Below are 24,497 nucleotides of genomic sequence, written 5' to 3' on the forward strand. Positions count from 1 at the left end.
TAACATATTGATTTCGTTGCATGTCACAATTTTACAAGAGTATAGGAGGGTAATTCCTCTCGACGGGCTACGTCACGTCGGCATGCAGATCGCCAGGCTTCGGCCGCTCTTAGACCGTCAGACATTGGCCGTTCAGCACGATTCGCCCGTCATCAATTCCCCGCCGCTGGTTTACTGGCGGCCCACCGCGGCCTCGTGCCGCGGCTCTAATGCGCAGCTGTATCCATACAGCTGCAACCAGAGCGTGAGGCGGTAGTCGGCGTCTCTGGTCTTCTTGCCCGACATTGCGCTACGGCGCGTGGCACACCGCGGCTTCGGTTGCGGTTCCTTATTGCACGGTGCCCAGTGACCCACGCTCGCAAGCCTGTTGAGATTATCGCGGCTGAGTTGTGGGACCATGACGATCCTGACGAGGCAGCAGAAGATATCGTTGAGGCGTTGGAGGTTGCTGGCTGGCGCTTGGTGTTTGTGCCTGATGTGGACATAGAAGGCGCAGTTGGCGTGTGACCGATATAGCGGGGCGCTGGATAGGTAGTTACCCAGGACGCTATGACAGACCCACGTTCTGCCGAAGCCGCCGAGTACCGCAAGCTATACAAGACGGCGCGGTGGCACAGGACGAGGGAAGCCCAACTGACGCTGCAGCCACTGTGCGAACGATGCCTGGCAATGGGCATAGTCGAGGTGGCTACGGTGGTTCACCATGCAGATGGTGGGCACAAGGGCGATGTAGACAAGTTCTGGTCGGGGCCGTTCGAGTCACTGTGCAAGCCGCACCACGATAGCGAAGGCCAGCGCGAAGACTTAGGCCAGACTGTTGTTCGCTTCGATGCCGATGGTTGGCCTATCTAAATACATCAATGAATTCAGTTAGTTAGGTAGGGGTGTATCAAAAGTCTATGGTCTTTTCCATGAAGGACCGGCGGCCCCCAGTTTTACACGCATCCACCATTCAAATGTTGAGGTCCATTAGTGGCTAAGCCGCGAATTCCTCGCGCCAAAGCTGCTATCGAGGCGCGGGACAAAAAGAACCCGCAGCGCTTCAAAAACCGCAAAGAACCTGCATCGGCCGGCGAACTTGGTGACCCGCCAGAGTGGATGGGTGGCGAGCAGCGAGCGACGTGGAAGATTTTCCAGCGCGAGATTCCATGGCTGACGGCTTCGCACCGCGGCCTGGTCGAGATCGCAACAATTATTAGAGCGCGGCTGACGTCGGGCGAGGAATGCGGGGTGCAGAGCCTTAATCTCCTTCGACAATGCCTTGGTCAAATGGGCGCAACGCCGTCTGATGCAAGCAAGGTGAGCCTTCCAGACGATGACGAGGACAACGACGACATCCTCGACTGAGGCGACACCAGCGCTAGACCGGGTTTCAGCTTACGCAAGGGCAGTTTTAGATGGCGTTATCGTTGCTGGCCCACACGTCAGAAATGCTTGCCGTCGTCACTTCAACGATCTGGCCAGCGCTTCCAAGCGTGGATTGCATTGGGACGATGCTGCGGCAAATCGGGTATTTCGGTTCTTCGAAGAGAAGCTAAAGCTAAGCGAAGGACAGTTTGAGAATGCGCCGTTCGTCCTGCAGCCGATGCAGGAGTTCATTCTCGGATCATTGTTCGGCTGGAAGCGTCCTGACGGCACTCGCAGATTTCGCCGCGCGTATATTGAGGCCGGCAAGGGTTGCGGTAAGTCGCCGTTGGTTGGCGGGATTGGTCTTTACGGACTGACCGCTGATGGCGAGGCCGGCGCCCAGATATACAGCGCCGCGGCGACGAAAGATCAGGCGGGGATTCTTTTTCGCGACGCCTGCAAGATGGTTCGGCAATCGCCAGAACTAGACAAGCGGCTGAAGTTTAGCGGTGGGTTTGCGCGTGAATTTAATATCGCGCACCACAAATCGCAGTCGTTCTTCCGGCCCATGTCTCGAGAGGCCGGCAAGACTGGTTCTGGGTTGCGTCCTCATTTCGCACTTTGCGACGAGGTGCACGAACATCCCGGCCCAGAGATTATGCGTATGCTGGAGGCGGGCTTTAAGTTCCGCCGGCAACCGCTACTGGTGATGATTACCAACTCTGGCAGCGATCGGCTGTCGGTGTGTTGGAAAGAACATGAGATGGCCTGCGCAGTTGCCGCGGGCACCCAGACGCCAGACGAAGTTTACGAGTACGTCGGCGAAACGTGGGAAGGCTCAGACGAATATTTCTCTTACGTTTGCGCGCTCGACAAGGATGACGACCCCCTAGAGGATCCGTCCTGCTGGATTAAAACTAATCCACTGTTGGGTGTTACGGTCACTAAGGAATACATCGCGTCGCAGGTTGCGTTCGCGAAGAACTTCCCGAGCGATGCGCCTGGCGTTCTGCGTCTGTATTTCTGCGTTTGGACTGACGCTCATACGGCCTGGATGCCTCGCAAGACTGTCGAGTCCGTTATGACGGATTTCGATATCGCGGTGCACGAAGGTAAGCCGGTTTTTCTTGGGATCGATCTTTCGTCCCACAAGGATATGACCGCGGTAGCGTATGTCGCGCCGACTGGTCACAAAGAGGTTAAGCGGCCTGACGGCAGCGTATTCATGGCGCCCACGTTCGATGCGTGGGTTGAGCCGTTTACGCCGGCTGATACTCTCAAGCAGAGAGCGGACGAGGATAAGGCACCTTATCTGCAGTGGGTGAAGGATAAGTACCTTCACGCCATACCAGGCGAACGCATTAGATACGATTACGTCGCGTATGATGTACTACAGGCGGCCAAGAAGTTCGATATCAAGGCCGTTGCTTACGACAATTACGCATTCGCTGAATTCAAAGAAGAGTGCGGCAAGCTTGGCTTGGAGTTGACTTACAGGGATCACCCGCAAGGCGGTTATCGACGTAAGAACCCAAGCGAAGAACTGGTTGAGCAGGCAAAATCCGATGGATTGCCTGAGCCTGGTGGTTTGTGGATGCCTGGATCAATCAGGGAATTGGAATCCCTGATTATTGACGGGCGGATACGATTACGCAGTAGTCCGGTCCTGATGACCGCGTTGATGGCGGCGACGTTCAGCGTTCCAGACGTGCTTGGCAATAAGTATCTGGTCAAGGACAAGTCTCACCGACGTATCGACGCAGCGATCGCGCTTTGCATGGCGGTTGGCGCGGCAGTTGATGGGGCTGGCGATTCATCAAACGTCCAAGACTTCGTCGACAACATGGTTGTCGTAACATGGTAAGAGAACCGGCGGTAATAGCCTTTGGCTTGGTGGAATAACTGGATCGGGAAGCCGATCGATCTGAATTCATCCAGCGAGCCTTTTTGGCGCGGCTTTTTTGGCGCGTCTACAACTTCTGGTGAAGTCGTCACATACGATAAGGCGCTTCAACTTGATGCTGTATGGGCCTGCATAAATCTGATCGGCAATGCGGCCGGGACGCTGCCCTGCGTCGTTTATGGTGAAGACGGTGTTACGCCGGCAAAAGATGATGAACTGTATGGTCTTTTGCACGATCTGCCGAACTTGGACGATACCGCGCCCGAGTTTTGGACGATGGTCGCGTTCTGCCTGTGTCTAGACGGGAACTTCTTTGCAGAGATTAAGCGATCAGGCACGAGGGTTGTTGCGTTAAATCCACTTCACCCTCTTAGCGTGCAAGTTAAGCGCGATCCAAAAACGTATGCTCGTTACTACGAGTACACTGACGTTCACGACAAGACGAAGAATGTTGGTATCCGCAGAATCGAAGAAAAGGACATGTTCCATGTCCGCGGGCAGTTAATCCCTGGGTGCGACCGCGGACTATCGCCAATCGGTATGGAGCGGAACGTTCTAGGCAACGCGATGTCTGGGGAGAAAACCGCTGGAAAGATGTTCAAGAACGGCCTGATGTCGTCCTTGATCGTTAGTTCAGAACAGATTTTGCAGGCGACGCAGCGGAAACAGATCGCGGATACGCTAACGCAGTTTGCTGGCGCTGACAAAGCTGGCGGCGTAACGGTCCTTGAGGCTGGTTTCAAGCCTTATCCAATGTCGATCAATCCTGTCGACGCGCAGATGTTGGAGTCGCGGCAGTACAGCGTTGAACAGATTTGCCGTATTTTCGGTGTCCCGCCAGTCATGATTGGCCATGCCGCTAACGGGACGACGACTTGGGGCAGCGGAATTGAGCAACTTATCCTGCAATTCTACAAAACCTGCCTGTTGCCGATGGTTGGCCGCGTAGAGGCTGCGATTTACAGAGATTTGCTCACGCCGGCGCAGCGCAAGACACGCACGATAAAATTCAATTTCGACAAATTCCTCGAGGGCGACAGCGTTGCGCGCGCGAATTTCCTCACGAAGATGTCTGATAGCGGCATTTATACGAAGAACGAGGCCCGCGCCTACGAGAATAAGCCTCCGATCAAGGGCGGCGACAATGCAATCGTCAATGGGGCGATGACGAGGCTGGATAAGTTGGGAGAGGCACCGGTTGTGCCGCCCGCCGCGAATACCAACGAGAAGCCGGTGCCTGCAGCGCCGAAGAAAGCCGCGTAGCACGCGGCGTTACGCAGCGGACGCGCTGCACTAAGCGGTGAAAGTACCGCGCAGGGAAATAAATGAATTATCGGCATGTTCTGTCGGCTTTTGCGGCCGAACCTTGGGCAATGCAGCCGGAAAAGCTGGATGCGCTTTGCCGGTTCATCGAGTTCAAGGCAAGCGGCGGTGAATATTCGGCAGAAGAGGTCGCCGCGCGGGTTGGATCGAAGCGAGAACCTAAAAATCAGGCGGCGACAGGTAGCGCCGTTGCCGTGATCCCGGTTTACGGCGTGCTCGCTCAACGCATGAACCTCATGTCTGAGATTTCCGGCGGCATGTCCTACCAGCTTTTGGGTCAGCAGATCGCCGCGGCGTTGGCAAGCGATGAAGTTGCGCACGTAGTTCTGGACATTGATAGCCCGGGCGGTGCCGTTCCTGGCGCTCAGGAGCTTGTGTCAGAGATTTTGGCGCTACGTGGTGGCGACAAGAAGATTATCGCACAGGTGAACGCCCTAGCGGCATCTGCGGCCTATTGGATCGCATCTGCAGCCGATGAAATCGTAGTGACGCCTTCTGGGCGTGCCGGTTCGATCGGCGTTTATACGGTGCACGAAGATATTTCAGAGATGCTGAAGAATGAGGGCGTCAAGCTCACTTATATCAGCGCAGGCAAGTACAAAGTTGAAGGCAACGAGACTGAGCCACTCTCTGATGCAGCAAAAAAGCAAATTCAGTCTGGCGTTGATCGCTCCTACCAGGCGTTCGTTGACGGCGTAGCACAGGGGCGCGGTGTCTCTTCTTCGTTTGTTGAAGATAACTTCGGACATGGCCGCGTGTTTGGCGCCGAAGAGCTTGTAAAGCGTGGCATGGCCGACTCTGTTGGCACATTGCAAGAGACGCTGGCTCGGCTCGGCGCAGATACGACGCCGGATGCCGTAAAGAAAATCAAGATTGCCAATGCCTCACGCGCAGAAGCGGCCACGTTGATGGCTGCAAAGATTCGCGCCGGCGAACCAATCACCAAAAGAGAATTTGAGAACGGCATCAAGGGTCTTGTTGGCTGTTCGAATGCAGAGGCTGAGCGCGCCGCGCGGCTCTACCTCAAAGATGGTCAGGGGGAGCCTGACGACGGCGGTAAGGCGGCCTTGGCCGCGATTGAGCGTGTTTTGGCTGAAGCCAAGACCTTCGGCGCCTAACGGGCGCATTTCCCCCAAAACTTTCTAAGGATTATTTTAATGTCTGACGTTCTTGCCGAGAAAATCGGCGAACTTGGTACTTCGCTCGCCTCCATTAAGGAGCAGGTTGGCAATCTTGGCGCTGATTTCACCGAAAAGCTCAAGGCCAGCGGTGAAGTTTCGGCCGATCTGAAGGAAAAGACCGACAAGGCGCTTTCCTCGCTTGGTGAAGTTGTCACCCGTGTTAGCGAACTCGAGAAGCGCGCTGCACGTGAGCAAAATGCTGTCGAACATGCGGTTGGCATGGACCTTGGCGACCACCTGATTGCGTCTGAGCAGTTCAAGGCTACTGATATGGCCGGCGGTTGGCGCGGCGCCATTCGAGTCGGTGTCGAGCGTGCTGATATTACGTCGGCCGACACCACTGTTGGCGCTGGCCGCTCTGCTGGTACGTCGCTTGTTCCAGGCGCTCGCGTTCCCGGCATTATCACGCCTCCGCAGCGCAAGCTGACCATTCGCGACTTGATCGCGCCGGGTCAGACCGCGTCGAGCAATGTTGAATACGTCAAGGAAACGGGCTTCACCAACAACGCTCGCCCTGTGACGGAAGGTCAGACCAAGCCAAAGTCTGACATCACGTTCAATATGGCATCTGCGCCGGTTCGCACGATCGCACATATCTTCAAGGCGTCACGTCAGATCCTTGATGATGCGCCTGGTTTGGCGAGCTACATCAATGCCCGCGGCACCTACGGCCTGAAGTTCGTTGAGGAAACTCAGCTTCTGACCGGCAACGGCACTGGTCAGAACCTGAACGGTATTGTGCCGCAGGCTTCTGCTTATGCGCCGTCATTCAACGCGGCCGACGAACAGGCTATCGATCGCCTTCGCCTCGCCCTGTTGCAGGTTATCCTGGCGAATTATCCGGCGTCGGCCTTCGTTCTTAATCCGGTTGATTGGGCGCGCATCGAACTGACTAAGGATACTCAGGGTCGCTATATCGTTGGCAACGCCGCGTCTCCGATCGGCCCGTCGCTCTGGAATCTCCCGGTTGTGGAGTCGCAGGCGATGACCGCCGGCGAGTTCCTGACGGGCGCGTTCAATCTCGGTGCGCAGGTGTTCGATCGCATGGGTGTTGAGGTTCTTCTGTCGACCGAAAACTCGGACGACTTTGAGAAGAACATGTGCACCATCCGAGTGGAAGAGCGCATTGCCTTGGCGGTATATCGCCCCGAGAGCTTCGTTTACGGCGACGTCGCCACCATGACGACCGCCGCCTAATAAATAAGACGGTGGGCGCTTCGGTGCCCACCGTCCACATTTGCCAAGGACTTCTATGAAAATTCGCGCTCTTAAAACTACTACTGGGTTGCCGCGAGGCAGCGTTAGTGATGTTGAAGATAGCGTCGGTAGGGAATTGATTGCCCTTGGTTATGCGATCGAAGTTCTGCCCCTCGAGAAACAGGAGGCGGCGCCGGCGAATGACAATATCCCTTTTCCGCCAGACCAGACTGGTTCCCTGACTGGCGCGGATGCACCGCTGTCATTATCGCGGGTGGACCAAGCGCAAAAGACGTTGACCTGTCCGTCGTCAGGGGACGACGCGATGGAACCGGAAGGCAAGTCAGAGTCCTCGCCATCAACAACGGATACAAACTCTGCCCGTGGGCAGATGTCCTCTACGCCTGCGACCACGAATGGTGGAAAGCGGAAGCGGGGGCGCCCTCGTTCGGGGGCCTGAAGGTTAGCCAGGACGGCTACGCACCGGATCCAGCGTGGGGTTTGCGGCTTGTAACGCTGGTTCGCAATGACGATACGCTCCTGTTCAATCGGTTCGGTGAACTAGGGTGGGGCGGAAACGGCGGGTTTCACGCGCTTAATCTGGCTCTGCAGTTCGGTTCGCGAAGAATTATTTTGGTCGGATACGACATGCGGGTTGATCTCGGCACGCATTGGCACGGCGACCACCAAAAAGGTTTGAACAACCCTGTTGACGCTAATGTTGCTCGCTGGCGCAGGGTTATTGATGCGCAGGCGGTACTTTTGGAGCGACTGGGTGTTGAGGTGTTGAACGCCTCCCAAGTTAGTTCACTTCAAAAATATCCCAAGGTTGATTTCGCCGCGGCTGTAGGAGCCAAACTAAATGCCGCTGCTTGATATCGAACTTGTAAAGTCTCACCTACGCGTCGATGACACCGACAGCGATACTCTTATTGAGGCGTACCAAGGGGCGGCGGAAGAGGCCATTGAGCGGTATCTTGACCGTGAAATTTATATTGAAGGCACAAGTCCGACGACAGTCGACGGAGTTGCGTTAAACGCTGCAATAACTGCGGCAATTTTGCTTTTAATTGGCGACCTTTACGCCGACAGAGAGACGGAAGACTCTGACTTTCAGCGTCGTGCGGATCCCGGTCAGAATGCCGTATTCCCGAGACAGGTGCGCTCCCTACTCGCGCCATACCGCGTGTGGCGAACTGTAAGTGAGAGCGCGAGTTATTATGGATATGACTGCTTCTAGGCGTCCCTTGCTGCTGCAAGGTATGCACGGGCTTGGTGATAATCTGCACCAGCGCGCAGTTATCCGCCAGTTGATGCAACGGTACGATGTAACACTTGAATCGTCTTGGGTTGCTCCGTATCACGATCTAATCGCCCGTGGCTTGCGGGTTATCAACAAGCCAACCGTCCTGCGGACGCAGACCAAGAACGCCAAGCGCGAGGCTGGTCTATTCGACAAAGGTGTCCCGGCAGGAGCGAGAACCAGAAAAGTCTGGTACGCGCCGCGGGAAGTTAGGGCGGCTGGCGGCGTTCTTGCCGCGATGTGCCTTAACTGCGACGTGTCCTACGACCGAGCGGACTTCAGGCTTCCTGTAAAGCCTGAGTGGATAGCTGCCGCGAAAGACGCTGTTCAGACCGACAAGCCAATTCTAGTCTATCGCCCACTTGTCGAACGAACTGAGTGGAATGGTTGTTCTGCACGTAATCCAGACCATGACGCCTACGCAGAACTATTCCGCAGTATACGGCATAAATTCCACGTCGTTTCAATTGCGGACTTAGTTCCTGGCATTGAATGGATTGCCGGCGATGAGGTTGATGCCGACCAAACATTCCATGGCGGCGAACTTCCTTTCGAGACTTTGGCTGGTCTGTTTTCTATTTCTTCACTTGTGTTCGCGTCTCCGGGCTTCGCGGTAATTTTGGCACAGGCCGTTGAGACGCCAGTATGTGCTGTATTTGGCGCGTATGAGGCGAGTTATAGTTTCAGCGGCGGCGCTCGGTGGTGTCCGTATCTTGGAATAGACCCGATTACGCCTTGCGACGATTTTAAGCACGATAATAACAAGGACAAGACTATTGACGTCGCAAAAGCCAAATCCCGCCTTGCTCTATTCTCCGAAGAAGCGATCGAGCGTTTCAATCGACGCACCAAAGGCGGATTTGAACGGGCTACCGACGCGTTATGTTTGGCCGGGTGAACTCGACGCCCTGGCGCATCTTATGCGTGGCGCACGCGTTGTAGTGGAGTTCGGATGCAATACCGGACGCACAGCCGCAGCGATGTTACGGAACGTACCGACGATTGAGCGATACATCGGCGTAGACGTTGAGCCGGGATACAGGTTCACCTGCAAGGTACAGGCGAGCGAGTCTCCGAAAGTTCCTGGCGACCTTGCGCTTGACGACGATCGGTTTGAGCTGGTTCTTCGCAAGCGCGGAACGATCGATTTAAGCGCATCCGATCTGCCAGCGTGCGATGTGGTATTTATTGATGGCGATCACAGCGAGGCGGCAGTCCTGAATGATTATGCACTGGCTAAGGCTGTCGCTCGTCCTGGCGGCATCATTATTTTTCATGACGATAACGGCCTTCCTGTTGTTGACGTTAGCCGCGTGCTGGATGGTTTGGCAAAAGACGGTGCGGATATCCAGCATGTTGCTGGGACGTGGTTGGCGTTTGAGAGGGTGTAGGTGATGCGCGCAGGGACGTTAAACAAGCGCGCGACGTTCCGCTCGCTGGTGTCTACGCCAGACGGAGCCGGCGGATCTACGCAATCTTGGGCCGATTACGTTACGGTGTGGGCGCAACTATCGCCAGAGCGCGCTCGAGAGAAAATCCAGCAGGGCCGCATTGCTGATAATCAGGCCGGTGTTTTACGAGTGCGCTCGAGCACGGCAACGCGGTTGATCGACGGCAAGTACAAGGTCGTGGTGGATGGCGTGACGTACAACGTCCGTGCGCATATCAACCCAGATCAGCGCAACGATATGCTCGAGTTCGCGGTTGAGACTGATGGGACACAGGCCAGTGTGTAATACGTGCATCAAACTGCGGAAGGCGGCGTTTGCGGTTATCAGGACCGTGCTGCCGAAGGTGAAAGTAGAGAAACAGCAAGAAGCCGGTATAGAAAGTGCCGATAAAGGCTAGATTTAGTCGCGACATTATTCAGCGACGACTTATAGGTTTGGCTCCTAATGCAGATGCTGCAGCGGCCGCTGCAATTGAAACTGGAGCAAAAGAACTAGCTGCGACGATACAAAGTAGGGCGCCTGTTAAAACTGGCAAGTATCGCGATAGCATTAGAGCAGTTCCTCTTGCTGGTCGAAATGACCTTACTTCAAAAGTTGTTGGAATTAGCGCGACCAAAGATAAAAATGCATGGGGCATTGTAGCAGATTTTATCTGGAGATTCTTGGAATTCGGGACAAGGGCAAAGTCCGCTGAACCGTCCAGACGAAATATGAACTACAAGAGAACGGTGGTGATGACTAGGGCATATGCTGCTCACGCCGCCACCCCAGCAATCCCCCACATATTCAATACATACCAAGAGATGCGAGCAAGGATTCGTCGTCGCATTGCTACAGCAATCAACAAGGGCCTAAAGAACCGAAACAATGTCTGATGGCTCCGAAGAACTTCAAACTGCTATCTTTACTGTATTGACTGGGCTGTCGCCGCAGCTCGTTTCTGGCGGAATCCACGCCCCTGCCCCGCAAGACAACCCGCTCCCATACGTTGAGATACAGGACGGCTCCGGATCATCCAATGACGTTGTGGGCCGCGTCGGCCTACAGGAATCCATCAATATACACGTATGGACTGCACCAGGCAGTTTCGTTCCGGCGAAACAAATCATTTCCAGAATTCGTGACGCACTTCATCAGAAGAATTTGACTGTATCGGGTCAGTCGTATGCGTCCGTGGTCGTAAGTAGCACCCGTGTTTTCACCGACGAAGATGGCACGTCAATTCATGGCGTTGTCTCATTGACAGTCAACCACTTTGGGGCAGAGGAGTCCTAATCTAATGAGTCAGCAGAACGCCAGAGAGCTTGTCATCAAGCGCGGCGACGGCGCTTCGCCGGAAGTGTTTTCTTTTGTGTGCGGCATTCAGACCCGTTCGTTCAAGATGTCGAACGCTTCGATCGATACCACAGTTCCAAATTGTACAGATCCGTCTGAGCCAATCGTTGCGACGGCGCGTCCCGGGCGACAGACAATTGAGTTCTCTGGCAACGGTCTTTTTGATAGCAATGCAGCCGGAAAACAAATTGCGGATGACGTTCGCGGTCAGGCAATTGATGTAAATTATCAGGTGGTCATTCCTGGTTACGGCACATTCGAAGGACCGTTCTTTATCTCGGATTTTGAATGGAGCGGCGACATGGAAAATCCCCTTGGATTCTCCGCAACTTGGACTCCGCTCGACGCATCTCTTCTGACGTTCACCGCTGAAGGTGCATGATGTCGATCGCATATAATGCAGAAAGGGGCGAAAAGCCCCTTTCTATTGGCGGCGTTGAGATTGTCATTGCAGCAGAGATGGGGCGGCTTGCTGCCCTATCTTCTCGTCTTGGCGCGAACAGCTTTGTTGAGATGTATAGCAAGCTGGCTGGCGCCGAGATTAACTCAGTTATGGCTGCCGTCGAGCTTTTGGCCATCAAGGGCGATGTGCAGACTGCTGTAAAAGATATGCAGCTATCTGACCTACCGAAGGCCGTAGACGCTATTATGGCAGTATTCGCCCATCATGCGGAGAAGGTGCCGGGAAACGAACAGGCCGCCAAGACGAACAAAAAGACGGGCGATTCCCTTGGCGGGAATACCAAGGCTTCGCAACAGTAAGATTGAGATGGTCGCCTACTGATTTTTGGTCGGCGACCATGACTGAATTTATGATCGCGGTTGATTTTTGGTGCGACGTAAATGGAGTCAAAAAGTCCAGAGATGAGAATATGTCACGCCAACGGCTTGAGGAGCTAAAAGCCAAATACGGCTAGGATGGGTTATTTCCCCATCTCTCTCACCACTCGTCCAGCGTGAGTGATGGCACACAAGTAGGTGTATCTAGTGTCCTGGTTGGAGACTGTGGCGCTTATATCTACCCATAGCGCGGGGCCGGTAGGATATTCCTTTGCTTCGGATGGCGTCATCTGACGGATAGACGCTCCCTTTACAGCGAGTATTGGCGATTTCGGTAGTGCGGCAGTTGCGTCTGCCATGCATTTCACAGGATCGATTTGAGAGGCGTAAGCCTGCATCGATAGTGCAGCCAAAGCCAAAGCCAGCGACACTCTAATCATTTTGATTTCTCCCGAGACAAACAGCGCGATTTTAAGCTCTTTTTGTATCTGGAGTATAGCCCTTGAATGGGATAAATGGCTGACGATACCGACCAACTTGTAATTTCGATTTCGGCTGATACGTCGCAAATTGATAGGGCTATTAACCGGCTTCTTGGCACGGTTAATAGCTCGACCCGCGGTATCGAAACTGCATTTACTCGTGCAGGGTCCGCGATGGATGGCGCTGGTGTAAGCGCCACAAAGTTACAGCAGCAGATTAACGCGCTTACTGGCGTTAATACCAGCATGAAAAGCCGTGCCGGTGATGTCGCCGCATATGGCGCACAACTCGATGCTCTACGATCGAAATACAATCCGCTTTTTGGGCTGAGTAAGCAGTACGAAGACGAGCTTGACGGCATCAATAACGCGGCCAAGGTTGGTGCCATTACGAGCACCGAGCAAGCCGCAGCCATCGATGATCTGAACGACAGATATACGAAGGCGCAATCCGGTGCCAAAGGCTTAACCGGTGCGCATGTTGGATTGTCTGCGCAGGCAATGGCAGCGCAGCATTCTGTTCGGAGTCTTGTCGAGCAATTGGCACTTGGTATCCCTCCATCGCAAGCGCTCACCGGACAACTAAACCACCTAACATTTGCGGCATCTGGTGAGGGGGGGCTTGCTGGGGCATTTAAGGATGCAGCAGCGCCGCTTCGCGGGCTGCTGTCTGCTAGTGTTCTTACGTTCACTGCTATTGCTGCAACAATAGCCGGTGCGACCCTAGCCGTTAATAGCTATTTGTCAGCTCAGGAGAAGGTTCAGGCATCCCTATTGGGTGCCGGGCGCGCTTCAGGTGCGACGTCAACCAGTATTAATTCTGCCGCAGCGGCGGGGGCCTCAACGTTTGGCTTTTCAGTCTCCGAAGCTAGGGAATTGGCATCTGCTCTAGCCGCAACCGGCAAAGTTTCAGACGAAAACATACTGCCCATCGTTAAGATGGGACACGACATTGCTATTGCATTTGGTACTGACGCAAAAGGAGCGACGGAATTACTTGCGAAGGCTTTTGATGACCCTGTACAGGGTGCGGAACAGTTAAATAAGCGGCTCGGGTTCCTTGATGCCGCAACAAAGCAGAATATTGCCAATCTTGTCGCCCAGAATAAGCAATATCAAGCGACGCACGTTCTAATCGATGCGGTAAAGGGAAGCGTTCAGGATTTCTCGGATGTTCAGTCAGCAACATCCAAGGGCTGGGCGGCGATTGGTAACGCTGCATCAAATGCCTTTGGGGCGGTTGGCGAGTTCTTTGCTAAGACCATGGGACTCGGTCTCTCCCTAGAGGAGAGGCTTGATGCGGCAAAGAAAAAACTTGCAGACCTAAAGGCGTCCGGGAATCTAGTACCTGACCTGAATACTGGCGGCATGTCCGACGCCGGAAGCGGAGCTATTGACGCCGCCCAGGCGCAGGTCGACAAATTAACCGCGGCATTGCAGCGTAACGCCATTGCGTCCGCTAATGCCCAAGCAGCGCAAAAGTCGTTTCTACAGCAATCCACTATCAGAAATCTTACTCCAGAGATTGCTCAACAGGAGTCACTCAACAATCAGTTGAAGGTGCTGCAGGGGCTGTTCGATCAGTTGTCGAACAGCGAAGCGGCTGGTGAAACACTCAAGCAGCTTGGAATTACTTTTGCGCAAATTGCCGATGCTATTAAAAAGGCAACGTCAGAGGTAAATAACTTTAAGTCATCTTATCAGCAGGCGCTAGATTCTCAGAAGGTCCAGCTTCAAAGCATCACCGCATTTAGCCCGGGCGCAAAGGGTGCGGTAGCATATCAGCAGACGCTAAACGAGCAACTAGCACAGGGCACTGAATTCACCAAAGCTTCTGCTCTCGCTGAAGGGGCGCGCACAATCGCCATTAAGCAGGCAACCGTAGCCCTGTCTGAGCAGGCCCGTGCGCAAGTCCTCTCATCGAAGCAGTCTATAGATTCTGCGCAACTTGAAATTACACTGGTAGGCAAGTCGGTTGAGCAGCAGACGTTGTTGCGTGCCAACCTTTCCGCCCGTCAGCAGCTAGAACAAACTGCATCGCAGAACAGGACCGCATTCAATCAGACAGAATACGAACAACTTGTTCGCAATAACGCTGAGGCGGCAAAACGCGCCCAGATTGCGGCACAATTAACAGCACAAGACAATGCAAATTTTAGCGTTCAAACAGCATTCCTAACTGATGTCGACCAACAGATTGCTTCTGTTCAAAAGCAGTTGCATGGAAATGACTGGCCCAAATACATGAATGATGGCCTTTCCGCAACCATGCGGATCGCTGACGGCCTTAAGCAATTAAGTTCTCTCGGCCAGGATGTGACGCGAAGTGTATTCACCGACTTTGCTCAGCAGATCCGAAATGGTGCGACGGCGATGGACGCGCTCCGCACCGCTGGTGTAAATGCGCTTGGTAAGATTGCCGATAAATTGGTGCAGATGGCCGCGGACAACCTTTGGTCGTCTGCGTTTGGTGGCTCCGCTGGTGGGCTTGGTGGGTTCTTCGGGAGTCTGTTTAAGGGGGCTTCTGGCGGACTAAGCGCACCGCAGAGCATTCTCCCTCCGATTTATGGCGATGGCACTAATTATCATCCGGGCGGTCTAGCTATTGTAGGAGATAAGGGGCCTGAACTCGTCAACCTTCCCCGTGGGTCGCAAGTCATTCCCAACAATATGCTGCCTAGTGTGCCGACTGCAGCAAATGACAACGGCGCCACCTCAGTCTCAGTAGGCGGCAGCACCGTCGTTATCCAGGGCGATGCGAGCGAGAAAACAGTAGCTCTGATTAGTCAGGCGCTAAAGGCTCATGACGCAACGCTGCCTTCCAAGGTTGTTGGCGCAGTGCTCGACGCTAAGAAGCGGAGGGTTTTGGCGTGAGCATTACATATCCCATTGATCTGCTCGCGACTTTCCCCGGCTGGACCACGGTTTTCGAGCCTGTCTATAGGCAGGAGCAATCGCGTGTTGCCGGCGGTCGCACTTACGTTAAAGACCTTGGCGATCCGCTTTGGACGCTGACTGCGCAGTCTCGTCAGTTGTCACCTAACGAACTTGACTACTGGCGGGCTCGTCTCGATGTGATGGAAGGCGGGTTGCAGACATTCGTCGGCTACTCGATGTCGCGCTATTATCCAATCAAATATCCGCGCGGTACATGGCCGACAGGCGCCTCATTTGACGGCGTGGCTACGCTCTTGAGCGTCGGCACCAATCGCAAGTCAATTTCGGTTAGTGGTCTGCCAGCGGGGTTTGAACTGTCGATCGGCGACATGGTGCAAGTTGGCACAGACCTTCATCGAGTGATGGAAGTTGCTACCGCGGACGGCGATGGCGAAACATCAGTGTTCGAGGTCCGACCGCATATCTGGCCAGGTGTCGATTCCGGCGGCAGTCCAGCCGTCACCGTGACGGTTAAGCGTCCATCGTGTCAAATGGTGATCGTACCTGGATCGATCCAGAGCCAATCCGACCCACAAACGGGCTGGGGCGCGGTGTCGTTTCAAGCGATTGAGGCGCGGTAACACCGCGTAGCGGCGCTCAGCGCCATTCCAAAAATATCAATAAGGATGCGCCGCATTGTTACGTCCAAGCGGCGTAGCAGGCATGCGCCAAATTTCCGCTGAAAACTTTACCGCCCTACAGGATCGCCGCTTAGTCGCGCGCGACTTCATCTGGTTCGTCGTCCGAGACCGCACCACTGGCGAGGCTGTAACGGACGGTTACTGGTCTGGAGCGGGGTTCCTCACCACGCAGGTTATCGACCCGGCCACTGGTGGTGTGGCGACGCGCTCGTTTATGGGCGCCGGAACGCTAATTCAGATTTCAGACATTCCGCTCGTTTCGAACATCACTGTTCAGAACGTTACCATCAAGCTAAATCAGGTTGCGGATCACGTTAACGACCTGGTCCGCGGCTACGATTGCAAGCAGGGCCAGGTTCAAATCTGGCGCGGGCTGTTTGATCCTGATAGCCGCCAGCTAGTTTCGCCGGCGCCACCGCGGTTCTTTGGGTTTATCGACCAGATTGAAATTCTGACTCCTTCTGAGAATTCAGAAGGTGGCGTGACGCTTACCTGCACGTCTCATACGCAGGAAATGACGCGCTACAATCCTGATACGCGCTCTGACTCAAGCCAGCGTTTGCGAGCCGCGAACGACAATTTCTATCAGGACACGGCAACGATCGGAACGGCCCAGTTCTTCTGGGGCAGAGCGAACGGCACGGTTCAAACCAGCTTTAATAAGAAGTTCGGATGATCCGCCGCGCGCTTCTTTCCGACGCGCCTCGAGCAGTTGAGTTGCTGCGCGATAGCAGGGTTGGTGCAGGCTTCCACGACCCTAACGGAATCAGCGGTTTCGTTTTCCCGTTCGATCCTGAGTACGCCGAGCGCATGTTTGTTCGGTATCTGTCAGGCGGGCAGCTTCTAGCCTTGGTGCACGACGTTGACGGCGTAGCCCAAGGTATCCTCCTGGCCCATGCGTATGAGCATGAATTTGGCCCTGTGTGGCTGGCTCAGGAGCGCGTGTGGTGGATTGATCCGGCGCACCGAGGCGGTACCGCGGCAGTGAAAATGCTTACCGCGTACCACGACTGGGCGCGCAGCAAGGGATGCAAGTTCGTCGGCATGGGTGGCATGGGCGCTGACCCTGCCGTTGCTCGACTGTACGAGCGTTGCGGATATCATCCCGCGGAAACGCATTTTCTGAAGCCGCTCTAAGCGGCGTACGCGCGATAGCGCACATTCCCCAAAGTTAGGACCGCTTTAGAGTGGTTATTTTCTCCGCAATCGCAGCAGCTATTGCGTCAGTTGTTACCTTTATCGGTACGATTGGCGCTATCGGCACGTTCGCATTGCAGATGGCCGCCGGCATCGGCATTAGCTATCTCGCGAAGGCGCTGGCAGGTAAGAAGCCGTCGTCTGCACCAAGCGGCCCGTCTGGCGTTCAAGGCTCGCTATCGACTGGCGGTGACGTTCCACGCGCGTTCGTGGTTGGCGATGGCGCTACTGCCGGCTCGCTTGTCTATGCCAATACGTGGGGCAACGACGGCCAGACTCCGAATGCGTACTTCACGCAGGTTATCGCACTTAGCGATTTGCCGATTGCTGGGCTTAATGAAGTCTGGGTGAACGGGCAGAAGGTCACGCTTGGCGACACCGCGGACTCTGAAAAGGGCTACCCTGTCTCAGAATACGCAAAGGACGGCAAAGACCATCTCTGGATTAAGTTCTACGACGGCACGCAGACGACCGCGGACTCGTTCCTAACCTCTAAAGTAACATCGACAGAACGCCCCTACGAATCGACCCGCGTAGGCACTGGCGTTGCATATGCAATCTGCACGTCGCTGGTAGAGGATACTCTCTTTACCGGATTCCCGTCGTTCCTGTTCGGCGTCTCTGGCGTAAAGCTTTACGACCCCTCGAAAGACGACACCGCAGGCGGGACTGGTTCGCATCGTTATTCTGATCCATCAACGTGGGGTGGTGACGGCGATAAACTGCCGGCCGTGCAGATTTACAATCTGCTGCGCGGGCTGACGTACCAAGATAAATGGTTCTATGGTCTGCAGAGTCTCTCGGATGCACGTCTGCCAACGGCGAACTGGATTGCCCAGATTGCAAAGTGTCGTGCTGAGATAGACGCTGGCGGCACCACAACCGAGCCAACTTATCGCTCCGGCGGGCAGATCAGCCTGTCTACGCAGCTTGGCGACACGATCGAGAGCCTGCTGACGACGTGCCAAGGCAAGCTGTCCGAGGTCGGCGGCTTCTACAAGATATTTCTTGGCGCGCCGGATAGCCCGGTATTCACATTCACTGATGACGACATTCTGTCGACGGAAGAGCAGAGCTTTACGCCGTTCTTCGGCCTGTCGGACACCATTAACGGCGTTACGGCGAAATATCCAGATCCGGTGCAGGGCTGGCAGACGACAGCTGCGCCTCCGCTTTACCGCACCGACCTCGAGGTTGAGGCCGGAAACCGCCGCCTGTTGACAGACGTATCGTTGGACTTTGTGCCGTACTCGGCACAGGCGCAGCGGTTGATGAAGTCGGCGCTTGATGCTGCGCAGCGTGCACGGCGGCATACGCTCGGCTTCCCGCCCAAGTTCTGGTACGTCGAACCTGGTGATGTTGGCGAGTGGACTTCCGATAGGAATGGCTATGACGCCAAACTGTTCGAAGTAAACGGAGCCGTTGATAAGGCCAACCTCGACGTCACTCTTGATCTGACGGAAGTCGACCCGTCCGATTATGATTGGAACCACGATACTGATTTCCAGCCTGTTGGGGGCGGAACGGTTGCACTGCCAAGACCCGCACCGCAGGGAATTGTTGATTGGTTCGTAGAAGGCGTTGTTCTCAAAGACGCCGCCGGTAACGATCGCCGTCCAGCTATCCGAATGACGTGGGATGGCGCCATGTCGGCTGTGACTGGCGTGCAGTACGAGGTGCGCCTGAAGTCGGACGCGTCCGATGTCACGCGCGGTAGGACGGACCAACTAGCGGCCGGCGCACTCATAATTTCGCAATCGCTGCTGCCGAATACGCAGTATCAGGTGCGCGGCCAATACCTGCCAAACTATCCGCGCGACATGCTGTGGTCAGATTGGCTTGACGTTACGACTCCGGATACGCGGCTTACAGCACTCGACTTCGACCCATCGGCACTTACCGCGGCAGTCTCCAACCAATTCCAGATTGGCGATGACAAGGTTAGTGCGATCGTTCAGTTGGTCGCCGCGATTGCGAACCGGATTGCGGCCAAGTCCGCGGTCGATAAAAAAACGCTCCGCTCTGAACTGAGCGCGCAGAACGGCAGGCTCTCATCGTCTATCAACAGCGTGCAGACTGTTGCGGCGTCGAATACAGAGGCGATCGCCAGTCTAGATACGACGGTCACTGCGTCAATTGACAGCCTCACATCGTCCGTTAATGAGAACGCTACGGCGGTCGCCGACATTAACGGCAATCTGGCTGCGTCCTACGGCTTAATCGTCGACGCGAATGGCAACATTGCCAGCATTCAGGCGCTTGCGGATGGCAGCGGATCAGCGCTCAAATTCCTGGCCGATGTGATCCAGTTCGCCATTCCGGGTGTAACTGGCGGTGATGCAGTCACCATATTCCAGATCGCAGACGTCGGCGGCGTTCCAAAGATTGCGCTGAAGGCCGATGTTCTCGCGGACGGCACCATCACCGCACAGCACATCTCAAGCGGTGACGTCAGCGCATTGTTTGCCAGCTTCGGAACGATGACGGCTGGCGTAATCCAGAGCGCGAACGGGAAGTACGTCAATGACTTAACAAATAATCGGGAATTGTGGGGTGACTAATCGTATCGCATTCGGTGATGTTTTCGCTGACGGATCGTTCTTTGGCGGTCGTGTGTCTGCACCGGGGTTCGATGTACTCACTGAAACTCTCGGTTCGAACAATATCCCGTTCGATACTCGCTACACAAACATTGGAACAGTCGTTACGTCCGGACTCGTTCAGTGTGGCGGCGCCGCAATTCCTTTTGATGATATGGGCTATGTTCCAATTGTTCAGATAAACCTATGGAGCGGGAATCGCCTAGCGAACAACAATTGGAAAACATTTGGCGGTAGCTTCCCTCACTATTGGTTCCCAGCGCAGGCAATAGTTACTTCGAATTCCATTCAAGTAATTGGTTTTGAAATGCCATTCTATAACACACGAGCATTTTATAATCCGGATGGACAATTTTTCGCCTATTACGTTTTTGCCACGGGGTAATGTTTTATGTGGCGCGTAATGTTTGGCGATCTCGGTGGCGGAAAGTTCGGGGTAAAGGTATCCAAACCTGGGTTTGACGTTACCACAACTCCTCGCGGAAATTTACTTTTCGATAGTTCCGCTATTGCGTTTCAAAAGGTGGCAAACGGCGAGACGCTATTAGCGTCAGGATCATTGCCAGGGACATTCTCGCAGAGCATCCCATTGCCGGCCGAATACTCAACATACTCAAACCTTCAAGTGTGGGCGAATCTAATTCACATCAATGCAAACTCTGACGGAACATCCGCCGACGAAACAGCATCAAACGGGTCTGACTTAACATTCGGGGTGTCGTCAGGGGTTTTGTATATGACGCTTGTTACTAATATCGACACGCGATTTGCGAGCCAACAGTTGCGCTCGAATTGGGCAGTATTCAACGCGCAGGTGACGACATGACCTGGCGGGTTCTTAGAGGGCTGCGCGATAACGGAACTATGGGGTTTGATGTGTCAAAGCCCGGCTTTGATGTTCGCAGCGCCACTAAGATGCAGATGGCGTTTAGTTCAGATTTGCGCGTACCTAAAGTTGTTGTTCAGGGCACCATCGTTATAAGCCCGTCACTTGGTTACAAGGCAAAAGACAATAACAGGCCAGGCGGGAATTGGACCGTAGCAAGCATTCCATACGGTAGAACGATTTCACCGATGCCGGTAGTCGCAGCAATCGCGACTGCTCCTAGTTGGAATATTCCACTAGTTACCGGCACATCAATATTACCGTTGTTGGCTGGTAAGTGGCACACGTACGTCTATGAAAATTTTGCTGCAGCTGGTGACACTACCTACGGCACCAGCGTGAACAGAGAAAACCCTGGATCTGGCGGTGACGCCAACACAGTTTCGTTTCGCTGGGCGGCATGTAGATTTTATGCGCTCACGCTTGAAAACCATCTCGAAATTCAAACGAACTGCTCAACAAATCTCACGGTCAAATATCTCGTTCTGGAGTACGTCTGATGTTCATTTTGCATGACGCAGAAGGACAAATAACAGGGACAGTATGTGGGCCGGGTAGGGACTACGGATCACTCCTGACGGAACATGGGCATCTGTGGCTGTTCGTTGATGGTGAGGCAAACCTGGATGTTCGTGCGAATTACATTGAATTGTCCAAGCAAGAAGATAAGTCGGTTGCGTCGCGCGTGCCGCTTATTCTGACAGCCGACAAAACATCAATCACCGCGAACGGTGTAGATATTGCAAAAATTTCTGGAATTCCCACTGGCGCAAAAGTCACCATCATCTCAGATGTCGGAATTGAATTCGACGGCATCGTTGATGACGGCGAGGTCGAACTCTCCGCTTCTGACCCAACGACCTACACCGTACACGTCGTAGCTGGTGCAAAATATCTTCCAACTTCTGTCCAGGTGGTTGCAGAATGAAGGTATCGCTTCAGTCTTCCATGTACAAGCGCATTGACGGTGCGAGAGATCAGATCAACGCGCATTTTGCAAATATGTCGGCGCAATCTGCTGCACTCGACACCATTCACATTCGCAAGCGTGAAATTGCAGCGCAGGTGAAGGCCGGCACACCGGCTCCCGACTCATTCACACAGGAAGCCGCATTGCGCGACATTTCGGCTGATGATCTTGCCGAGCTTATTCTAAGTAAAGACGATCCAATCGCGATGTCTGACGAGCGTGAATTAGAGCGCCAGAAGATGTTGCTTGCCGTTGAAGCAGCAACAACGCCAGCTGCGATTGACGCGGTGTTGGCTGCTATTTCCTAACTTCTAATACCCCACGCCACGCGCCGACAAGGTCCGTGAAGACGCGCGTTTTGCGCGTGTTAGCCCTATGGCTTCTTCCCAGGAATATCAATGTCAACCGTTCTAGACATCACCAACTTCATCTACAACACCGGTACGCTCACAATCGCACCGGGCGACACGACTGCGGTGTTCTCCGGCACGTCGTTGGCCAGCAGCGTCAAGGACGGCGACTATCTGTTTGCTGGTGGATCGCTAGCTGTCATTCAGACCGTCACAGACGACACCCACGTCGATCTGTTCACTGAATGGGCTGGCTCGTCGGTTGGCTCTGGCTCGTACCTCATTCTGAAAGCATCGCTGCTTCGTTACCACACGGCGCTTATTGGGTACGACTCTGCGTCGTTTCTTGCAATGCTCGACGGCACGGCAGTTTGGTACGCGGTCGAGGGAGCGGAGCCAGATCCGTCGATCGGCGAGGACGGCAACCGCGCGCTCAAATCCAACGTTACACCGTGGGTGGTTTGGCTCAAGACGGGAGGCGTCTGGGTCGAGCAAGCCGGTTCTCCGGGTGGCCCTGGTGCCACCATTCTCGTGCAGGACGCGGAGCCTGACACCAGCCATCCCAACAACTCGCTTTGGATCGATAGCGACAGCGCGGACCTCGACGTTTACGCGCTGACAGGCTCGCCGCTCGCGTGGGCCGACACCGGCATGAACTTGAAGGGCGCGACCGGCCCCGCATCACTCAAGCCAATCGAAGCGTGGGTGACGGCGACGGCATATGTCACCGGCCCGCCAGCGTCGTTCGTTTCGCAGTCTGGCTCCTCCTATCAATGCTTAACCCCACACACATCCGGCACGTTCGCGACCGACCTCGCCGCGGGCAAATGGGGCATCGTCGCTGCGAAGGGCGCGGATGGAACGGGCACTGGTGATGTCGTTGGGCCGGCATCGGCGGTGGACGGACGGCTTGCCGCGTTCGACACGACGAGCGGCAAATTGCTTAAGGACAGCGGAAAGTCCGTCTCGGATTTTGCAACTGCGGCGCAGGGATCTAAGGCTGATACGGCGCTGCAATCTTCCGATATTGGCACGGCTGCAACCCATGCGGAGACCGACTTTGCCACTGCGGCTCAAGCGGTGCCCGCAGGTGGCACTACTGGCCAAGTTCTGTCGAAAGCGACAGCCACAGACAATGATGTCGCGTGGATCGACCCACCGTCCGGCGGAATGACGGACGAGCAACGCAGGAATGCACTGCTAGACAGAATCTACCAGTCAAAGGCCTTGGCTACCTATCGCCGTGGTTTGAATACGTTCGCAGCTGGATTTAAGTCTAGCGACTGCATCAACGCGGGTTCATCATCAAATTACACAATCGATACTTCAAACGGTAAAATATCGCCATCCGCATCGGGTGGATCTGATGAATCTACAACGACGTTTGCTATCGAGAACGGGCACACCAGCAGCTTTGTACCGTCGAACGCTTTTGATAATTCGACATCGACACGATGGGTTTCTGCCGAAACGGGCGTCAACCAAAGCGGCGTATCGTGGATCGGGCAAGATTTCGGTTCAGGTAATGCTAAGAATATTGTTTCTATTACAATTCGCCAGACGAACGACGCGACCCAGAACGTCACGAGCATAAAGGTCCAATATTCAAGCGACAACTCGACGTGGAACACCGCCGCCACAGCCACGATATTGACAGGAACGGCGGCAGTTCAGCCGGTTAGTTTTTCGTCGGTCGGTTCATTTCGATACTGGAGAATAATCGCGAATGCTAATGTCACAACAAATACGAACGGTTGGTCTGTCGATGAAATAGAGTTCATTTCAGCCGCTGTTTACACCAATGCTACAATCGTAACGGCGACCCAGACTGCGGGATCCAGTGCTGGCAATGCCCGTGTGTTGATCGAATTCGATAACACTTCCTCGCCGACCTTGAATACGGATTTGACCGTGGAAGTCACCTGCAATGGCGGGACGAATTGGTCGTCAGCTTCGTTATCATCAGTGGGGGTAGGTCAGGCCGGTCGCATTGTTGTCGAGACATCTGATACGACATGCACGTCTGGTACATCAATTGCCGCACGGATAAAGACGCTCAACAATAAGAGCGTCCCCATATACGGGATATCCGTTACGTTCCACTGAGTATGCACTTATTTCTTTGGTGCAAGTCGCTGGCGACGACCCGGCTGCTATTCTTGCGCCGGAATAATCTAAGACACCATGACCGCGTTCTGAAACTCTGAGTAGTTCAAAATATCATCGCCTTCGGACGCGGCGGTAGATGCCAGTATCATACAAACTGACCCTGATGAAAAATTTGAGAACTGCCTCCACGTCATCGGCGGTATGAGAAGCCCCTGATATGGCAAATTCAAAAAGTGGCTTCGGCTTCGCTGTCCGTCGTCAAGCAAAACGTCAAAGCTGCCTTGGACCGCTATGACCAAGCTCGTCGTTTTACCGTGAGCACTACCCTTACACACGTCGCCTGACTGAACATCGAACAGATAATAAACGCGTTTGATATCGAACGGGATTTGGTCGCGCCCATCAATGAAGCTCATCCGCCCCGGAAAGAAATCAGCGGCGGTTGGTATTTTGATAATTTTGCAGTCGTCTATGGGCATGTGATTGTCTTTAGTATTCGACGTTA

The 24,497-nt window shown here is 54.5% G+C and carries 28 protein-coding genes; 27 read left to right on the forward strand and 1 reads right to left on the reverse strand.

The features are described from left to right. Positions 1-345: 345 nt before the first annotated feature. From AC1RNA_RS08830 to AC1RNA_RS08960, 27 genes are all read left to right on the forward strand, one after another. Positions 346-507, forward strand: a complete 162-nt coding sequence (locus AC1RNA_RS08830; protein WP_492950849.1) for a hypothetical protein — start codon at positions 346-348, stop codon at positions 505-507. Positions 508-972: 465 nt separating this feature from the next. Further along, a complete protein-coding gene (locus tag AC1RNA_RS08835) occupies positions 973-1,347 on the forward strand; it encodes a hypothetical protein (protein WP_492950850.1) in 375 nt (124 codons plus the stop codon). After that, the gene (locus tag AC1RNA_RS08840) at positions 1,316-3,211 is read left to right on the forward strand and encodes a terminase large subunit (RefSeq protein WP_492950851.1); all 1,896 of its coding nucleotides are present in this window, start codon (positions 1,316-1,318) and stop codon (positions 3,209-3,211) included. Before AC1RNA_RS08835 ends, AC1RNA_RS08840 begins: the two co-directional genes overlap by 32 nt. 21 nt (positions 3,212-3,232) lie before the next feature. Further along, complete coding sequence (locus tag AC1RNA_RS08845) at positions 3,233-4,513, forward strand: phage portal protein (protein WP_492950852.1); 1,281 nt, start codon at positions 3,233-3,235, stop codon at positions 4,511-4,513. 62 nt (positions 4,514-4,575) lie between these two features. Beyond that, positions 4,576-5,691, forward strand: coding sequence for a S49 family peptidase (locus AC1RNA_RS08850; RefSeq protein ID WP_492950853.1), 1,116 nt, complete (start codon positions 4,576-4,578; stop codon positions 5,689-5,691). Between the two features lie 39 nt (positions 5,692-5,730). Next, on the forward strand, positions 5,731-6,951 hold the full coding sequence (locus tag AC1RNA_RS08855; RefSeq protein WP_492950854.1) for a phage major capsid protein: 1,221 nt from the start codon (positions 5,731-5,733) through the stop codon (positions 6,949-6,951). Positions 6,952-7,599: 648 nt separating this feature from the next. Then, the gene (locus AC1RNA_RS08860; RefSeq protein ID WP_492950855.1) at positions 7,600-7,827 is read left to right on the forward strand and encodes a hypothetical protein; all 228 of its coding nucleotides are present in this window, start codon (positions 7,600-7,602) and stop codon (positions 7,825-7,827) included. Next, positions 7,814-8,191 carry a head-tail connector protein gene (locus AC1RNA_RS08865; RefSeq protein WP_492950856.1) on the forward strand — a complete coding sequence of 126 codons (378 nt, stop codon included), beginning with the start codon at positions 7,814-7,816 and terminating at the stop codon, positions 8,189-8,191. Before AC1RNA_RS08860 ends, AC1RNA_RS08865 begins: the two co-directional genes overlap by 14 nt. After that, complete coding sequence (locus AC1RNA_RS08870; protein ID WP_492950857.1) at positions 8,172-9,152, forward strand: hypothetical protein; 981 nt, start codon at positions 8,172-8,174, stop codon at positions 9,150-9,152. Before AC1RNA_RS08865 ends, AC1RNA_RS08870 begins: the two co-directional genes overlap by 20 nt. Before the next feature lie 22 nt (positions 9,153-9,174). Continuing rightward, complete coding sequence (locus AC1RNA_RS08875; protein WP_492950858.1) at positions 9,175-9,645, forward strand: class I SAM-dependent methyltransferase; 471 nt, start codon at positions 9,175-9,177, stop codon at positions 9,643-9,645. A gap of 3 nt (positions 9,646-9,648) precedes the next feature. After that, positions 9,649-9,990, forward strand: coding sequence for a phage head closure protein (locus AC1RNA_RS08880; RefSeq protein WP_492950859.1), 342 nt, complete (start codon positions 9,649-9,651; stop codon positions 9,988-9,990). A gap of 95 nt (positions 9,991-10,085) precedes the next feature. Beyond that, positions 10,086-10,580: an HK97-gp10 family putative phage morphogenesis protein gene (locus AC1RNA_RS08885; RefSeq protein WP_492950860.1), complete on the forward strand. Its 495-nt coding sequence runs from the start codon at positions 10,086-10,088 to the stop codon at positions 10,578-10,580. Then, positions 10,573-10,980 carry a DUF3168 domain-containing protein gene (locus AC1RNA_RS08890; protein WP_492950861.1) on the forward strand — a complete coding sequence of 136 codons (408 nt, stop codon included), beginning with the start codon at positions 10,573-10,575 and terminating at the stop codon, positions 10,978-10,980. The genes AC1RNA_RS08885 and AC1RNA_RS08890 overlap by 8 nt, the downstream gene beginning before the upstream one ends. 4 nt (positions 10,981-10,984) lie before the next feature. After that, positions 10,985-11,422, forward strand: coding sequence for a phage tail tube protein (locus AC1RNA_RS08895; protein WP_492950862.1), 438 nt, complete (start codon positions 10,985-10,987; stop codon positions 11,420-11,422). Continuing rightward, complete coding sequence (locus AC1RNA_RS08900) at positions 11,419-11,802, forward strand: hypothetical protein (protein ID WP_492950863.1); 384 nt, start codon at positions 11,419-11,421, stop codon at positions 11,800-11,802. The genes AC1RNA_RS08895 and AC1RNA_RS08900 overlap by 4 nt, the downstream gene beginning before the upstream one ends. 2 nt (positions 11,803-11,804) lie before the next feature. Beyond that, complete coding sequence (locus AC1RNA_RS08905; protein ID WP_492950864.1) at positions 11,805-11,957, forward strand: phage tail assembly chaperone; 153 nt, start codon at positions 11,805-11,807, stop codon at positions 11,955-11,957. Positions 11,958-12,335: 378 nt separating this feature from the next. Further along, positions 12,336-15,176: a phage tail length tape measure family protein gene (locus tag AC1RNA_RS08910; protein WP_492950865.1), complete on the forward strand. Its 2,841-nt coding sequence runs from the start codon at positions 12,336-12,338 to the stop codon at positions 15,174-15,176. Continuing rightward, entirely contained in the window at positions 15,173-15,820 is a 648-nt protein-coding gene (locus tag AC1RNA_RS08915; protein ID WP_492950866.1) for a hypothetical protein, read from the forward strand. Before AC1RNA_RS08910 ends, AC1RNA_RS08915 begins: the two co-directional genes overlap by 4 nt. 82 nt (positions 15,821-15,902) lie before the next feature. Continuing rightward, the gene (locus AC1RNA_RS08920; protein ID WP_492950867.1) at positions 15,903-16,556 is read left to right on the forward strand and encodes a hypothetical protein; all 654 of its coding nucleotides are present in this window, start codon (positions 15,903-15,905) and stop codon (positions 16,554-16,556) included. Further along, positions 16,553-17,017: a GNAT family N-acetyltransferase gene (locus AC1RNA_RS08925; RefSeq protein WP_492950868.1), complete on the forward strand. Its 465-nt coding sequence runs from the start codon at positions 16,553-16,555 to the stop codon at positions 17,015-17,017. The genes AC1RNA_RS08920 and AC1RNA_RS08925 overlap by 4 nt, the downstream gene beginning before the upstream one ends. 50 nt (positions 17,018-17,067) lie before the next feature. After that, positions 17,068-19,638 carry a phage tail protein gene (locus AC1RNA_RS08930; protein ID WP_492950869.1) on the forward strand — a complete coding sequence of 857 codons (2,571 nt, stop codon included), beginning with the start codon at positions 17,068-17,070 and terminating at the stop codon, positions 19,636-19,638. Beyond that, positions 19,631-20,062: a hypothetical protein gene (locus AC1RNA_RS08935; RefSeq protein ID WP_492950870.1), complete on the forward strand. Its 432-nt coding sequence runs from the start codon at positions 19,631-19,633 to the stop codon at positions 20,060-20,062. Before AC1RNA_RS08930 ends, AC1RNA_RS08935 begins: the two co-directional genes overlap by 8 nt. A gap of 18 nt (positions 20,063-20,080) precedes the next feature. Beyond that, the gene (locus AC1RNA_RS08940; RefSeq protein ID WP_492950871.1) at positions 20,081-20,503 is read left to right on the forward strand and encodes a hypothetical protein; all 423 of its coding nucleotides are present in this window, start codon (positions 20,081-20,083) and stop codon (positions 20,501-20,503) included. Continuing rightward, a complete protein-coding gene (locus AC1RNA_RS08945) occupies positions 20,500-21,063 on the forward strand; it encodes a hypothetical protein (protein ID WP_492950872.1) in 564 nt (187 codons plus the stop codon). Before AC1RNA_RS08940 ends, AC1RNA_RS08945 begins: the two co-directional genes overlap by 4 nt. Beyond that, positions 21,063-21,491: a hypothetical protein gene (locus AC1RNA_RS08950; protein WP_492950873.1), complete on the forward strand. Its 429-nt coding sequence runs from the start codon at positions 21,063-21,065 to the stop codon at positions 21,489-21,491. Before AC1RNA_RS08945 ends, AC1RNA_RS08950 begins: the two co-directional genes overlap by 1 nt. Further along, positions 21,488-21,841, forward strand: coding sequence for a hypothetical protein (locus tag AC1RNA_RS08955; protein WP_492950874.1), 354 nt, complete (start codon positions 21,488-21,490; stop codon positions 21,839-21,841). The genes AC1RNA_RS08950 and AC1RNA_RS08955 overlap by 4 nt, the downstream gene beginning before the upstream one ends. A 90-nt stretch (positions 21,842-21,931) precedes the next feature. Beyond that, a complete protein-coding gene (locus tag AC1RNA_RS08960; RefSeq protein ID WP_492950875.1) occupies positions 21,932-23,989 on the forward strand; it encodes a discoidin domain-containing protein in 2,058 nt (685 codons plus the stop codon). Between the two features lie 68 nt (positions 23,990-24,057). Here the strand turns inward: AC1RNA_RS08960 and AC1RNA_RS08965 are convergent, their stop codons facing one another. Continuing rightward, complete coding sequence (locus AC1RNA_RS08965) at positions 24,058-24,471, reverse strand: sugar 3,4-ketoisomerase (protein WP_492950876.1); 414 nt, start codon at positions 24,469-24,471, stop codon at positions 24,058-24,060. Positions 24,472-24,497: the final 26 nt, after the last annotated feature.

Source organism: Afipia sp. GW821-FHT14H12 (assembly GCF_058803465.1).